The 14752-nt window shown below is 43.4% G+C and carries 12 protein-coding genes; 7 read left to right on the top strand and 5 right to left on the bottom strand.

Annotated elements, in window-relative coordinates:
- The first annotated feature begins 30 nt into the window (after positions 1 to 30).
- Positions 31 to 867 carry a glycosyltransferase family 92 protein gene (locus tag DUL71_RS17115; RefSeq protein ID WP_114939269.1) on the top strand — a complete coding sequence of 279 codons (837 nt, stop codon included), beginning with the start codon at positions 31 to 33 and terminating at the stop codon, positions 865 to 867.
- Between the two features lie 92 nt (positions 868 to 959).
- Here DUL71_RS17115 and DUL71_RS17120 read toward each other — a convergent pair whose 3' ends face one another.
- The 3 genes from DUL71_RS17120 to DUL71_RS17130 all read right to left on the bottom strand — a co-directional run bounded on the left by DUL71_RS17120 (position 960) and on the right by DUL71_RS17130 (position 4122).
- Positions 960 to 1781 carry an alpha/beta fold hydrolase gene (locus DUL71_RS17120; protein ID WP_112575740.1) on the bottom strand — a complete coding sequence of 274 codons (822 nt, stop codon included), beginning with the start codon at positions 1779 to 1781 and terminating at the stop codon, positions 960 to 962.
- A 396-nt stretch (positions 1782 to 2177) separates the two neighbouring features.
- A complete protein-coding gene (locus DUL71_RS17125) occupies positions 2178 to 3605 on the bottom strand; it encodes a PQQ-dependent sugar dehydrogenase (RefSeq protein WP_114939270.1) in 1428 nt (475 codons plus the stop codon).
- A 16-nt stretch (positions 3606 to 3621) separates the two neighbouring features.
- A complete protein-coding gene (locus DUL71_RS17130; RefSeq protein WP_114939271.1) occupies positions 3622 to 4122 on the bottom strand; it encodes an RICIN domain-containing protein in 501 nt (166 codons plus the stop codon).
- 253 nt (positions 4123 to 4375) lie between these two features.
- On the opposite strand from DUL71_RS17130, the gene DUL71_RS17135 reads away from it, so the two are divergent.
- Positions 4376 to 6949, top strand: coding sequence for a TonB-dependent receptor (locus DUL71_RS17135; protein ID WP_114939272.1), 2574 nt, complete (start codon positions 4376 to 4378; stop codon positions 6947 to 6949).
- Positions 6950 to 7143: 194 nt separating this feature from the next.
- On the opposite strand, the gene DUL71_RS17140 is transcribed toward DUL71_RS17135, so the two are convergent.
- Entirely contained in the window at positions 7144 to 8415 is a 1272-nt protein-coding gene (locus DUL71_RS17140; protein ID WP_114939273.1) for a DUF1501 domain-containing protein, read from the bottom strand.
- Between the two features lie 18 nt (positions 8416 to 8433).
- Positions 8434 to 10377, bottom strand: coding sequence for a DUF1800 domain-containing protein (locus DUL71_RS17145; RefSeq protein ID WP_114939274.1), 1944 nt, complete (start codon positions 10375 to 10377; stop codon positions 8434 to 8436).
- Between the two features lie 166 nt (positions 10378 to 10543).
- Here DUL71_RS17145 and DUL71_RS17150 point away from each other — a divergent pair, with 166 nt between their 5' ends.
- The 5 genes from DUL71_RS17150 to DUL71_RS17170 all read left to right on the top strand — a co-directional run bounded on the left by DUL71_RS17150 (position 10544) and on the right by DUL71_RS17170 (position 14736).
- The gene (locus DUL71_RS17150; RefSeq protein ID WP_114939275.1) at positions 10544 to 10915 is read left to right on the top strand and encodes a hypothetical protein; all 372 of its coding nucleotides are present in this window, start codon (positions 10544 to 10546) and stop codon (positions 10913 to 10915) included.
- 454 nt (positions 10916 to 11369) lie between these two features.
- Positions 11370 to 12287 carry a hypothetical protein gene (locus DUL71_RS17155; RefSeq protein WP_114939276.1) on the top strand — a complete coding sequence of 306 codons (918 nt, stop codon included), beginning with the start codon at positions 11370 to 11372 and terminating at the stop codon, positions 12285 to 12287.
- Positions 12275 to 13276 (top strand): STELLO glycosyltransferase family protein, encoded by a 1002-nt coding sequence (locus tag DUL71_RS17160; protein WP_114939277.1) that lies wholly within the window; start codon positions 12275 to 12277, stop codon positions 13274 to 13276. Before DUL71_RS17155 ends, DUL71_RS17160 begins: the two co-directional genes overlap by 13 nt.
- 341 nt (positions 13277 to 13617) lie before the next feature.
- A complete protein-coding gene (locus tag DUL71_RS17165; protein ID WP_114939278.1) occupies positions 13618 to 14085 on the top strand; it encodes a response regulator transcription factor in 468 nt (155 codons plus the stop codon).
- A 111-nt stretch (positions 14086 to 14196) separates the two neighbouring features.
- On the top strand, positions 14197 to 14736 hold the full coding sequence (locus tag DUL71_RS17170; RefSeq protein WP_114939279.1) for a DUF4199 domain-containing protein: 540 nt from the start codon (positions 14197 to 14199) through the stop codon (positions 14734 to 14736).
- Positions 14737 to 14752: the final 16 nt, after the last annotated feature.

The following is a 14752-nucleotide window of genomic DNA, read 5'->3' on the forward strand; positions in this document are numbered from 1 at the left end:
AAACCTTATTCACCAACTAACCTGTACCATATGCGCGTGTTAAAATATTTTTCAAAGCCCAAACTGAACTACAAACTCGCTATTTGCGCCATCATCAGGGATGAAAATGCTTATCTTGAAGAATGGATAAAATATCATTTATTGATAGGGGTTGAACATTTTTTCATGTATGATAATGAAAGTAAAGTCCCTGTTAAAACTACTTTAAAAGCGCTTGGCCTGGCACAGTATGCAACCGTTCGAAAAATAAAGGGCGAGGCCCAACAAATGAATGCTTATAACGATTGCGTTAAAAGATATGGTGAATCTGCGCAATGGATAGCATTTATAGATATAGACGAGTATATCGTTCCTAAAATATACCCTTACAATCTGCCCGATTTTCTTGAAGACTATAAAGATTATGGTGGCATCAATATTAACTGGGCTGTTTATGGCTCAAGCGGTCATAAAAAACGGACTAACAAACCACAGCTGGAGAGCTTTATATTACGGTCGGAAACAAACTTTTATAAAAACCGGCACACCAAATGTATTATACAGCCAAAGTTTGCCGATAGTTGCCATAACCCGCATTACTTTAATTACAAGAATAACAAATTCGCGGTTAATGAGAATTTCAAGCCCGTGATAGATGCGTTTTCAGATGTGAGTGTGGATAAGATCCTAATAAATCATTATTACTGCCGGTCGGAAGAAGAGTACCTGGAAAAAATCACACGCGGCGCGGGCGATTCGGTCAGGGTGCGAAAGATGGACGACTTTCACGAGCACAATGATGAAACAAATATTGTAGAGGATACCCTTATATTGGAGATAATAAAAGCCAAAACACAGGATAAATTAAAGGTGGAACCAGTTCTATAATTCCAGTATAATAATCTCAAATAAAAAGCGGTTGTCTCTTTCGGGACAACCGCTTTTTATTTGCATCGCTTTAAATAAATGCCCGATTTGGATTATTCTTTGATAAAGGCCAAAAGATCTTTATTTATGGTTGCAGCCTCAGTTGTAGGCATACCATGCGGGAAACCTGGATAAGAGATTAGTTTGCCGTTTTTCAGCAATTTGATTGACTTCAGCGCCGAATTTGCAAACGGAACAATCTGGTCGTCCTCACCATGCATAACAAGTACCGGAATATCCACACTTTGGAGATCTTCTCTAAAATCTGTTTCTGAAAAAGCCTTCACACAGTCATAATGAGCTTTTATGCCGCCCATCATGCCCTGACGCCACCAGTTATCCTGGATACCTTTTGATACTTTAGCACCTTCACGGTTATAGCCATAAAACGGGAAAGTGATATCCTGGTAAAATTGATTTCTGTTGGTGGCAGTGTTTTCACGGATATCGTCAAATACAGCAAGCGGAACACCATCCGGGTTACTTTCGTTTTGCACCATAATCGGGGGAACCGCGCTGATCAGCACAGCTTTGGCGATACGGCCTTTACCATATTTGGCAGCATAGTGAATAACTTCACCACCTCCGGTAGAGTGACCGATATGGATAGCATCTTTCAGGTCAAGTGCTTCAACAAGTTCAGCAACATCGGCTGCGTAAGTGTCCATTTCGTTACCGGTTGCGGTTTGGCTTGAGCGACCGTGACCACGGCGGTCATGGGCTATAACCCTGTAGCCTTGCTCAAGGAAAAAAAACATCTGGGCATCCCAATCATCGGCAGATAAAGGCCAGCCGTGGTGGAAAACCAATGGTTGACCGGTTCCCCAATCCTTGTAAAAAATTTCGGTTCCGTCTTTTACTGTAATTTTACTCATGTCGTTTTTCAATTATGGTGATTAATAAACACTGAAGATGTAGGGCCGTTTTTAACAAAACGTTATCGATATAATATCTTTACACTTTCTAAGATACCGCAAGAATACGAAACCAAAAGCTTATTATCGACACTATAAAAGTACCTAATTGAGGCTCAGTCGTTAAAAATCCTTCTAAAATTTACCCTGATAAGATAAATCAATCATGTTTTTTGACAGATGGTTTAAAGTGGTATACTATTACTGACTATTTAGCTGCCGGTGCTGGAAAATGCCTGATCTTTTCATAAACCAGGATTTTCTTAACTAAGCGCGGTTTAAAGAAACTACAAACCGAATATAAAAAACATTCAAAACATTAAAAATCAATAATTTAAAGCAGCATTAAATCCTTTTTTATTTCTTCCGTTTAGATGTTGCCCAAACGTAATCAGCAATTTTATTAATATCAGCAGCACTGATTGCGCCACGCCAGGCAGGCATTCCTTTTTCAGTTATGCCATTAGTGATATTTTTAACTATCGATGCCTTATCGGCTCCGTGGGCAAAATTGCGGCCAAGCAGGCTTTTGGTTTTTTCGGTACCCTGTAAATGATCGCCGTGGCACGCAGCGCATAACTGTTGAAACATAATAGCCGGTGTTTGTTTTTTCACCACAGTCTTTTTATTGATGGCAATACTTTGCACCTGCTGTTTAACTTTTTCGTTAGATGGCCTTAAGCGCAATATCATGTCATATGGCGGATCGCCTTTCCCTTCCGGCGGGTCATAGTGCGAGGTCGATATATACAGGTAACCATCAGGGCCGACAACCAGCGAGCGGATCCGGCCATATTGTTTTTTCAGTAAAGCTTCCTGCGCAACCGGCCTATCATTGTTCAGCGTAATGCGCAAAATGGATTCGCCACGCAAACACGCTACCAGCAAATTTCCCTTAAGTTCCGGAAAAGCATTCCCGTTATAAAACACAGCTTCCGAAGGGCCGATGGACGGTGTATATTCCAGCAAAGGCGAGATCATGCCTTCCCGGGTATCCTGGTGATGGATCACCGGCCAACCATAGTTTTGCCCGGGTTTAATGATATTGATCTCATCGCCGCCGGTTGGCCCGTGTTCAGAATCGAACAAAACACCCGTACCGGGTTCAAATGCGAGGCCCTGAGGATTGCGATGCCCATAGCTCCAGATCTCTTTGTGTGCGGTATCGTTTTTAGCAAATGGATTATCGGCAGGGATACTGCCGTCGTCATTTACCCGGAGTATTTTACCATTATAGGCTTTCAGGTCTTGCGCCAGGGCTGGCTGGTCGGCATCACCGGTGGTGATGTAAAGTTTTTTATCCGGGCCAAACAATAACCTGCAGCCGGTATGATTTTGATTACCCGGAATGCCCTTAATAATAGTAAAAGGATTAATGAGCGAATCGTTCCTGAATTCGTACCGGGCCACGCGCACCCTGATATGGTTATCCTCGGTATAGTTGCTGGCAATGTAGATCCACTTGTTTTGTGCAAACGCCGGGTGCAGGCACATACCCAGTAAGCCGGTCTTTTTATCAAGCGTAATATCGTTAACGGTAAACGCAGGCTTGGGTAGCAGTTTATTGTTCCTGTAAATTCTTACCCTACCGGCACGCTCGGTAAATAACATAGTGCCATCAGGCAAAAACGTAATTTGCCATGGAACAATAACATTGGTTACCAAGGTATCTATTTTAAAACTGACTGCCGTATCAGGATCGGCGGCTTTCTTTGTACTAATAAAAGCGCTTATCATCAAAGCGCAAAACAACAGGGCAAGAACACAAACCGTCCTTAATTTCATAAGCAGGAATTTTATTTTACATGGTAGGCGATTGCTGGTAGATATCCCAGTATTGATCTTTCGTATTAGTTTTTTTAGCGAGGACGATCTTTGAATTGACGCTGCCTTTTTTGTCGGATGGGGTAAGGTACAGGTCGGTGCCTTTCAGCTTGATCAGGAAGGTATCTTTATCTATGGGCTCAAACTCGTATTGCTGGGTAGCGTTATCTGCATTAAGTGGTTGTTCTTCCAAAGCTACTCCTGCATTGGCTTCTGCCACTGGTTGAAAAGTTTTGCTGGTAAACAGATTCTTCAGTTTATAAGTATTGCCCTCCACATGCTGAAAATCCCAGGTCATGCATTTCCAGTTTTCGGGATAGTAGGCCACCAGCGGGGTACCATTTGCCGATTGCGCGTCTTTAACGCGTAGCAGCATTCCGGTTTGCTCATTTTTAATGGCGTAAGTCCCTTTGATTTGTTGGGCCGAAACGGCAAGAGCAGGCAACAGAAAACAGAACAACCAGGCAAATCTTTTCATAGGTATATCGGTTTAAACAAATTTATATACAAACTATAAACAGCTGTTATACAAATCGGTTCAGTTTTTAGTCGATATGTATCAAAGCAAGCAAATTCCCTGTAAGGTTTTAAGGATAAAACCGACTAACACGCCAAAACCCTGACCATCGGCATAAATTATGAAAATTCCAATTCCGTCGCCATCGTTATGTTTTATAAAACATAACGTTATTTTTACATTTCACTTTAAGGGTCGCAACCTAAAAAACCACATGAACAAAAAACTACTTTTAATTTTGTCCCTATCGGGCACGTGCTTAGCCGTTAAAGCGCAAGACACGCTCAAGAAAACTCAGGCTGATACAACAGCCATTAAAAAGAAGCAACTGCAGGAAGTAGTTGTATCCGCATCCCGCATCAGCGAAAGCATTTTACGCTCGCCGGTAAGTATCGAAAAGATCAGGGCATCTGCCTTTAAGCTTTCGGCAGCACCCTCTTTTTTTGATGCCCTGGAAAACGTGAAAGGCGTTCAACTTATCACGCCCAGCCTTGGCTTCAGGATCATTAACACCCGCGGCTTTGCCAATACCACCAACGTTCGCTTTACCCAGTTGGTTGATGGGGTCGACAACCAGGCACCCCATTTAGGCGCCCCTATCGGCAACGCGCTGGGGCCAAGTGATCTTGACATTGAAAGCGTAGAGATCATTCCCGGTACGGCATCGGCGCTTTATGTTCTGAACGCTATAAACGGACTTGCAAATTTTATCACCAAAGATCCTTTTACTTCGCCCGGTATCACCATTCAACAAAAAACGGGCATTAACCACGTAGGCGATAAAGAAACCGGGGTAAAAGGCTTTTCAGAAACAAGTTTCAGGATAGCGCAGATACTCTCGCCTAAATTTGCCTTTAAGCTCAATGGCACTTATACCACTGGGTACGACTGGATAGCCGACAACACAACTGATCAAAACGCGGCAGCCAATGCAAAGCTCGGTATCCCGGGCGGACCACAAAACCCGGCTTATGACCCCATTAACGGTTATGGCAATGAATCATCCGACAGAAAAACAATCACCCTTGGCGGCAAACAATATTCCGTTGCCCGTACAGGATATGCCGAAAAAGACCTTACCAGCTACGGCCTGCACAATGTGAAGCTGGATGCGGCGCTGGCCTATAAATTCAATGCAAAAACACAGCTTACCTACACCTTCCGTTTTGGCGATCTTGATAATATTTACCAACGCGCCAACCGCTTCAGGCTAAAAGGTTACACTTTACAGCAACATGCACTGGAATTAAAGAATGATATTTTCCAGGTACGCACTTACCTCACTATCGAAAACACGGGCAAATCATACAATCTGCGCTCGGCAGGCGAAAACCAGGACCGCAACTTTAAAAGCGATAACGACTGGTATGCCGATTTTACAAAAGGTTTCAACAATGCCACTTCGGCAGGCGCCAATGTGCAACAAGCCCTGAACCAGGCACGCCAGTTTGCCGACGCAGGCCGATATCAACCCGGAACACCCGCCTTTAATGCCACCCTCAACAAACTTGCAGATATCAATAACTGGGATGTAGGCTCGGCCCTGCGCGTTAAAGATGATCTGTTTCATATAGAAGGGCAGGCGGATATTTCAAAAGCCATCTCCAAAGATTTTATCAAGCAAACCGGGTTAGATCTGCTTGCCGGATTTGACCACCGTACTTATATCATCCACCCCGATGGTAATTACTTTATTAACTATGTGCCCGGCAAAGAATTCAGCAATTTGGATTACAGCAAAACCGGCGGTTTTATACAGGCATCAAAAGAGCTTTGGGACAATAAACTTAAACTATCGGCCACACTGCGCGGCGACAGGAATGATTACTTTGACCTAAAACTAAACCCTCGTTTTACATTGGTATTTTCGCCGGTTGTTGAGCATAATATCCGGGTATCTTTCCAAAGCGGCTACCGGTTCCCGAGTATTTTCGAAGCTTTCTCTAACGTAAACAGCGGCGGGGTAAAACGTATTGGCGGCTTGCGCGTGGTATCAAACGGCATTTTTGAAAACTCGTACCTCCGTACTTCGATAGATGCTTTCCAAACCGCTGTAAAAAATGATTTCAACCAGGGAATCTCAACAAACGCGGCCATCGAAAAAGAAAAGGGCTTGCTGAAAAAGAACCCTTACACCTATTTGCAACCTGAGCATATTAACTCATTTGAGGCCGGTTACAAGGCATTATTTTTTGATGGAAAACTGAGTGCCGACGCGGATTTTTACTACAATAAATATGATCACTTTATTGCCCAGGTAGAGATCAACGTACCTAATACCCAAAAGGCCGATTCGATTCCTTATTATCTGAATGATAAAAGTAAACAGGCCCGCTACCGGGTATGGACCAATTCGCAAAGTAAGGTTACCAATATTGGGGGCAGCGTTGGGCTCACCTATCACTTACCGGCCAACTTGCAATTATCTGGCAATGCATCTTATGCCAAGTTACAGCGAACAACCAATGAGGATGCCCTTGAAGATGGTTTCAATACACCGCAATGGATCACTAATTTCTCTTTTGGTGGTAACCGTGTGGCAGGTAACTTAGGGTTTAATGTAACCTATAAATGGCAAAGTGGCTATTACTGGCAATCCTTTTTAGTAAATGGTAACGTTGACCATTACGGCACTTTTGACGCGCAGGTTAATTATGATTTCCTGAAAACAAAGCTTAACGTAAAACTGGGCGCCAGCAACCTCACCAATAAATATTACAACTCCTTTTTAGGCGGCCCATCAATTGGTGGTTTTTATTATACTACACTTACCTATACTATTATGTAGTTGTTTTTCCTTTCGTTGCAGACTTACGAAGTTTTGAAAACTTCGTAAGTCTTTAAGAGTGAACTCCGCTGCCGCAAATGCTCAAGTACGCGAGCTGCAGTCAGCCTCATTTTGGCACTGAAGTTGGAAACTTCAGTTATGGTTAACCACGGGTTACGCTATCGCTAAACCCGCGGCAGAATTAAAGAATTACTTTATCCTCTCATCACATTCACCCTATCCCCTTTCCAATCCGGGAAAAGAATGTGATCATTATTTATAGCAAGGTGCTTATCGGCTACGGAGCTGAACACGCTTCTGAAATCGGTAGTTACAGCAAGGTCTCGGCCATCTTCAAGGTTTTCGATAGCTAATGGTTTTACATCGCCGTAAACTAAGCCACCGTTTACATCATTACCTAAAATAAAATTACAGGAGGCGCGGCCATGATCTGTACCACCGGTCCCGTTTTGATGAACGGTACGGCCAAATTCGGTCATGGTCATTACGGTAACATCATCCTGATAGGTACCAAGGTCTGTCCACAAAGCCATCATACTATTGCTCAAATCGGACACGTTACGGGCGAAGATGCCGTTCTCCGTGCCCTGGTTAAAGTGAGTATCCCAACCGTTGGACTCAGCAAATGCTACTTCCAGCCCTACATCCATTTTAATGAGTTGGGCAATTTGCTTTAATGAGTTGCCCAATGCCGAGTTTGGATAATCGGCACCATTGGCAGGGGTGTAATTTTTAATATTGGTTTTCTGAAGCATTTTCATGGCTTCAAAGCTTTCCTTTCCGGTTTGTTTTAACAAGTCGGACGCGGTTTGATCATACAGATCTTCAAAACTTTTAGCTGCCATATTAGCTCCGGTAGGATTGCCACGCATCTGGATGGCAAAATCCTGTAGGTTACTGATGGCTACCGATGGGTTGTCACCATAAAAAGAACGCGGCATGGCCGATGTCATGCTTACAGCGGTAAATGGTGTAAGCGCGTCATGACCGAGCAAACCTACAGCCCTGTTAAGCCAGCCGCTTGATGTACCTTTATTAAACGGCGTACCTGATTCCATATAATCCTGGGCATCAAAATGCGACCGGGTATTATTAGGCGAACCAATACCATGCACTATGCCTAATCTTTTCTCACGAAACATAGGTTCAAATGCTTTCATGGCGGGGTGCAAACCAAAGCGGCCATCCAGATCAATTAGCGGAGTACCTGTGCCACTTTTTGCTGCCGACATGAACAGGTTTGGCCGGGCTGTTTTTAAATAATCGTCGGTAAAGGGAGTAACAGCCATCAGCCCATCCATAGCGCCACGCTGGAAAATGCACACCAGCGTTTTTTTCTTTTTATAGGGGGAGAAAATCTTTTCGCTTGCGGCAGCCTCAGCCAAAAAGCCGGGAATACCACCTAACAAGCCTACGCCTAAAAGGGCCAGTCCGCCCGATTTTAAAAATCCTCTTCTTGATACCATTTTTAAATCCTCCTGCTGTTAACGCCTTTGATATTCGGGCGAGCCAATGATAACCCCAACCACCTGTGCAAGCATGGAATTATTACCCGCTGTGCTTTGCATTGCCGTAAAATTATTTTTTCGCTTGCCTTTCAAGCCTGTCTGTTGATCCATCATTTCGTTGCTGCTTGCCTGTGCCATAGTTGCAGCAGGAGTTTTGGCACTGGCTTCGTCAACCTTTTCCATGAGTTTTGGATCATTAAGCATTGGGGTAAGCCTTTTGATGGTTTCATCAAGCGGACGCCCCGGCAATATCAATTTACTATATATGGTAAGTGCCGCCTGGGCGCTTTCGGGTTCGTGATGATTATTGAGCGCAGCCAGATCAACCTTTATCCCGGGAATCCTGCCTGAGGCCAGCGCCAGGCCAAAGTTCATACGATTAAGCCATGCGCCGGTGTTGATCCAGTACTGGCCTTTATCCGGGAAGCCTGTAGGGGCCTGGTAATAATAGATTTTTTCGCCCATTTTATTGATCCAGTTAAACAATTGGTAAGGCTGATTAACATCAGCATGCAGTGCACGCACCGAACCAATGGCCAACTCAAACGGCGATTTTGTTTTTTCCCGCACAGCCGCAGCGCTCCAAAACTCGGGGGCATCAACCATGGTGATCAATACCTGTTTGATATCACCATCTTTATTGATAAAGGTACGGGCCATTTTATCAATAAGCGTTTGCGGTGGGTTATCGCTCACAAAACGGGTAGCTAATTTTTTTGAGATAAATTTCGCTGTAGCTTGCTGATGTGCCAGCATGGTAAGCAGTTGTACGCCCTCATCATAGCCACCACCTGCAGCAAACTGATGGCCCAATACTGTTTTTTCGCCATTATCATGCTTGTTGGGGTTAAACAAAAAATCACCCTCATGTATAAAACCCCGGCTTTGCAATTTGTCGTCACCAATACGGTTCATCAACTTTTGTCCCGCGTTTCCGTAAGCTCCCATGGGGTATACCGACCAACCGGTAAGTACTCTTGCTGCCTGGGTTACATCCTGCTGGGTATAGCCGCCATCTACCCCAAGAGTATGCAGTTCCATTACCTCGCGGGCGTAATTTTCATTAAGTCCCTGGGCTTTTTTTGCCTTATTTAACTTGGGCATATTGGCGAAACGCGCTGTATCGGTATTTTGCATTTGCAATGCCAGGCGGCGGCGAACCTGACCATTACCGGCCTGCATATTATCGTTATTGCCCGAGCTACTGAAATTATCCAGGTAATACAACATGGCTGGCGACTTGGCGGTGGCCAGCAACAGGTCGTTAAATTTCCCTAAAGCATTGGGCCTGATTACATCACGCTCATACGCCGGAATAAACTGCGAGCAATCATTTTTAACAACCGACACGTTGAAATGGTTAAACCAGAAACTGGTCATCACTTCCTGTAGTTGGTTATTACTGTAAGCAGCCCTTAATATTTTTTGATTGATGAATTGGCGCAATAACTCCTGCTCGGGTTTCAAGCCATTTTGCTGCATATAGTTTTGCAGCTGATCGCGATAGGCTTTTCTATCGGTCTTTACCGAATCTTTATTAACCACACCATCCTTTACGGCCATTCGTAAAACTTGCCCCCCTTTAGGATATTGCGCTACAACTTCGGTATTGCTAAGCTTCAGCGCATCGTATTTATCCAGAAGCTGATTTAAAGAATCATCAGGCATTTGGGCATCAAGTTGAGCCGCGAACCACTTTTCCGGGCCCACTTTAACTACTTCTTCTACTTCGCCGGGTGTTGCACCGTACGTAAAACGACTTAGTAAATGAGCGGCAGCCTGTTCAGAAGTTAAACCGGCTTTTTTATAAGGAAACTTTAAATCGGAGTAGGCAGAATAGCCCGGCAAAAAGGCAGTAAATACGGTAAACACACACAACAACAAAACAAAGCCACACCAGTACTTAACAGCCTTTTTCATAGTATCCGGGTTATTAATTAAAAAATTTAATTTACATGCTATAATATGACCACAAAAAGACGGCGTGGTTTAATTTAATTGTAAAACAAACTTAAATATTTAGCTATTTAAACTAAAACCCAGCTATATTGTCAATAGCATTAATTATCTGAAAAAATAACGAACCATGAAAAAATTACTGATGATACTGGCCCTGGCCGGTGGACTAAGCTTCACTGCAAGCGCGCAAAAAAAAGTTGAAAAAACGCCGGCTCAAAAAGCAGGCAATAAAACCGAGCATCTGGAAAAACATTTGAAACTTACTGCTGATCAAACTAAAAAAGTAAACGCGGTTTTGCTGGCGCAGGCCACAAGTATTGATAGCCTGAAAAAGTTAAAGCAAGACAAAAAAACAAGTCACCTGGCCGATCAGAAGATCAAAAAACAGACGGCCGATAAACTCGACAAAATATTTACCCCTGAGCAGAAAAAAGCTTATGCTGAAATGAAAGCCGAAAAGAAAGCTAAAAAAGATGCGGTAAAAAAAGCGGCTCAATAAAACCGTGATTTTCAGGATTTGGGGAATTTCCTTGATGCAATAAACTAATTTAAAAACGGGATATTCTCCAAGCCCAGCATCGAGATCGAAGTGCTGGAAAACAAAACCGGCGATCTGAACGGCACGCTCCCGTCGGCAACCATGATAGTGACCGGAAACAACCTCGGCATTTTCATCAGCGAATGTGCAGGCACGATCTAATAGACGGTAGCAGTTGGAGAACAAAAAGCTTTGTTTGGAACGTGCAAACCGAACGACTGATGGAGCAACAGTACAGCCAATGGATGCAGCTTAATTTATTGGAGTGCGGAAATCGGTTAAGACGATAAAGGCGGACTTGCTTTAATCAGCACAAATATCCGGCTAAGCCTGCATTTGCAATGAGTACGCAAGCGAGTAGGAATTTTTGATTAATTTGCATACCCGAACTGAAACTCTCATACACATTAGATATATGGACGAGGTTGCTTTAATAATTATCTACAACCATCAATATAACAGTAACATTGAAATACTTGAAAAACTCTACAACGGTCGCTTCACAAATATTTATCACATTGTTCCTTTTTATACCGGTGATGAAAGTAACGTGATTCCGGTGTATGAAAATTCGTATTATTTTCAGGGCTACGTTGCGCAGGCTTTTAAGAGTTTCTATAAATCGACTTATAAACATTACTTTTTTGTAGCCGATGATCTGCTACTGCATCCGCAAATCAACCAGGATAATTACAGGGAGTACTTTAAGGTAGACGATACCACTTGCTTTATACCGGGCTTCTCCAATCTTCATGATGTTCAGGGGCCCAGACCGTGGCACAGGGTTGCCGATGCCTTTTACTGGAACATCAAACAGGTTGGTGTTGAGGCAACAAGTTTTTGGCCGGATAATGAAACGTCTCGCAAGGCTTTTAAAAAGTTCAACTTAGACCTGAAACCGTTAAAATTCAGCCAGATATGGCCAACGCCTCAATCACTGGGCGATTGGTTCAGTATGCCCAAAAAACATCTTATCCGTTATTTAAAAAATCGCCTGCTTAATCAGCAGCATCAGCTTGCATACCCATTGGTTGCAGCATACTCGGATATTTTTATTGTTAGCGCCGATGCCATTGCATCCTTTGTTAATTATTGCGGTGTAACCGCTGTTACGCGCCTGTTCGTCGAAGTCGGCCTGCCAACGTCTATGGTGCTCGCAGCAGATAAAATAATTACCGAAAATGACCTTCCGCTTAAAGGCCGTACTTTATGGACGCCGGCCGATTTTAAGTTTCTGGAACCTTACAATCAAAACCTGAACAATTTGCTGCAGAACTTTCCGGAGCAAACCCTCTACATACACCCTATCAAGCTCTCGAAATGGAATCAGTAAACAAAACCAAAGCCATCGTTATCACATCCATCTTTCAGCCGACTTTGGCTGTTGAAGCCTTTGCAAAAATGCCTGATCACCATTTGATTGTTGTTGGTGATAAAAAAACGCCGGCCGGCTGGGCCTGTCAGGGGGCAGAATATCTTTCGGTACGGGATCAGGAGCTACTCGATTTCAAATTGGCAAAGGCACTGCCCTATAATCATTATTGCCGCAAAATGCTCGGTTATTTAAAAGCCATTAAAAACGGCGCAGGATATATCATCGATACTGACGACGATAATTACCCTAACGAAAACTGGTGTTTCCCGAAAACCGAAGGCAAACATAGTTTGCTCAATGCAAACCAGGGCTTTATAAATATCTACCAATGGTTTACAGATCAGCATGTTTGGCCGCGCGGCTTGCCGCTGGATTTGCTGCTTAAAGATTTCGAACTTCATCAAAACGTCGAGACCCAGACCTGCAAAGTTGGTATCTGGCAGGGACTGGCTGATGAAGACCCCGATGTGGACGCCATTTACCGGCTGACCTTAAATAAACTGATCACGTTTAATGACGCAAAACCTGTGGTTCTCGACAAGGGCACTATAGCGCCGTTCAACACGCAAAACACATTGATTGTAAAAGATCTGTTCCCATTACTTTACCTGCCCACCTACGTTACATTCAGGTTCACAGATATCTTACGCGGACTGATTGCCCAGCCCATCATGTGGCTTTATGGCTACCAGCTCGGCTTCACAGGCGCAAATGTTGTGCAAAAACGCAATCCGCACAATTTCGTGGACGACCTGGAATCTGAAATGCCGATGTATAAATATTGCAAAGACATTATTCCAACGGTCGAAGCAGTTATTTCATCGTCCCGTTCGATGTCGCAAAATTTACAGGATGCCTACCAGGCCCTCCATAAAAAAGGCATCGTAACAGCGCAGGAATTACTCAACCTGGATCATTGGCTGGATGATATAGCCTGTTTACTGTAAGAACGATTTGCTTTTTAGTCCTCCACCACCTAAGGTGGGGGTAAATATCCTATTTACTACATAGTAGAAGCAATCGTATTCACTCAAAACTATGTATACGGTTTCTGGCGTAACCTCCACTACTGATCTACCACCAAAGGCGGTGGTTTAGACATTATACTTAAGAAAGCGCTTATCAATAAATTTCTTACTCTTGCGGAACACCCCGGCCGTTTTTTTAAAACATAAAAATGGCCGAAATTTTTTCCGACCATTCGTGGATATTCTCCCGTTTTTTGTTTTTACACCTTTCGGGCTTTGTATAAAATATCCTATTTTTAAGATAAATCGGTTATTAAAAGATGGCAAAAAACCTGCTGGCAAAAAACAAACTTACCATACTGTATGGGCTATGCCTTGCTGTGCTATTGCTTTTGCTAAAATGGCTCGAACTAAAGCTGGTAATAGTTAACAATGCTTATGAAGTTTACATGGGCGCAATTGCCGTGTTTTTTACAGCGCTCGGTATCTGGTTGGCATTAAAACTTACCAAGCCCAAAACAGTAATAGTAGAAAAGCAGGTTTACGTAAATAACGGCCCCGAGTTTACTGTTAACCAGGCCGAGGTAGAAAAAATGGGCCTCAGTAAACGCGAACTGGATGTTTTACAATTGATGGCTGAAGGGCTGAGCAACCAGGAAATTTCAGAGCGCTTGTTTGTATCGTTAAATACCATCAAAACGCATTCGGCAAAGGTGTTTGAAAAAATGGAGGTAAAACGCCGCACACAAGCCGTTGAAATGGGCAAACGACTCTGCATTATTCCTTAACCGGCATCATACTTTGGCACTAAAAGCGGCACATTTTTCAAAATCACCCTAAAGTATGAGCCCGGAAAGTTTCTGACAAGCCAAATTTGTTCTATCAAAACATAAAACGATATGAAAAAGAATGTACTTGTTTTTGGATCAATCTCCGGTTTGATCATTGCCGCAACCGGAGGAATTTCTGGGGCCCTGTGTTATGACAATCCCAACTTTCAGGGCAATATGTGGGTGGGCTACGGCTCCATGCTACTGGCCTTCTCGCTGATATTTGTAGCTATTAAAAACTACCGCGATAAATACAATGAAGGCGTGATCAGTTTCGGCAAAGCTTTTATGATTGGTCTTTATATTGTGCTCATCACATCAACGGTTTATGTGATTGTATGGCTTATCGAACTCTATAATTTCTATCCGGATTTCATGACCAAGTATGTAGCCCATGTTTTAAGGGAAGCCAAAGCCCACGGCGCAACGGATGCCGAACTTAAACAGCAGGAGGCAAGTATGGCCGGTTATATTAACATGTATAAAAACCCTTTTGGCGTTATTGTACTTACTTATATGGAGATATTGCCCGTTGGCCTGGTGATTGCGCTGATAGCAGCTTTGATCCTGAAACGCAAAAACGCCAGTCCGCAATTAGTTACCAATTAAAGTACCTATACGGGTT

This window comes from Mucilaginibacter endophyticus (assembly GCF_003351025.1).
In the GTDB taxonomy this organism is placed as follows: Bacteria; Bacteroidota; Bacteroidia; order Sphingobacteriales; family Sphingobacteriaceae; genus Mucilaginibacter; species Mucilaginibacter endophyticus.

What these genes read in the sequence shown, in the direction of transcription:
- DUL71_RS17115 (WP_114939269.1), top strand. Translation starts at nt 31, where the DNA reads ATGCGCGTGTTAAAATATTTTTCAAAGCCCAAACTGAACTACAAACTC.
- DUL71_RS17120 (WP_112575740.1), bottom strand. Translation starts at nt 1,781, where the DNA reads ATGAGTAAAATTACAGTAAAAGACGGAACCGAAATTTTTTACAAGGAT.
- DUL71_RS17125 (WP_114939270.1), bottom strand. Translation starts at nt 3,605, where the DNA reads ATGAAATTAAGGACGGTTTGTGTTCTTGCCCTGTTGTTTTGCGCTTTG.
- DUL71_RS17130 (WP_114939271.1), bottom strand. Translation starts at nt 4,122, where the DNA reads ATGAAAAGATTTGCCTGGTTGTTCTGTTTTCTGTTGCCTGCTCTTGCC.
- DUL71_RS17135 (WP_114939272.1), top strand. Translation starts at nt 4,376, where the DNA reads ATGAACAAAAAACTACTTTTAATTTTGTCCCTATCGGGCACGTGCTTA.
- DUL71_RS17140 (WP_114939273.1), bottom strand. Translation starts at nt 8,415, where the DNA reads ATGGTATCAAGAAGAGGATTTTTAAAATCGGGCGGACTGGCCCTTTTA.
- DUL71_RS17145 (WP_114939274.1), bottom strand. Translation starts at nt 10,377, where the DNA reads ATGAAAAAGGCTGTTAAGTACTGGTGTGGCTTTGTTTTGTTGTTGTGT.
- DUL71_RS17150 (WP_114939275.1), top strand. Translation starts at nt 10,544, where the DNA reads ATGAAAAAATTACTGATGATACTGGCCCTGGCCGGTGGACTAAGCTTC.
- DUL71_RS17155 (WP_114939276.1), top strand. Translation starts at nt 11,370, where the DNA reads ATGGACGAGGTTGCTTTAATAATTATCTACAACCATCAATATAACAGT.
- DUL71_RS17160 (WP_114939277.1), top strand. Translation starts at nt 12,275, where the DNA reads ATGGAATCAGTAAACAAAACCAAAGCCATCGTTATCACATCCATCTTT.
- DUL71_RS17165 (WP_114939278.1), top strand. Translation starts at nt 13,618, where the DNA reads ATGGCAAAAAACCTGCTGGCAAAAAACAAACTTACCATACTGTATGGG.
- DUL71_RS17170 (WP_114939279.1), top strand. Translation starts at nt 14,197, where the DNA reads ATGAAAAAGAATGTACTTGTTTTTGGATCAATCTCCGGTTTGATCATT.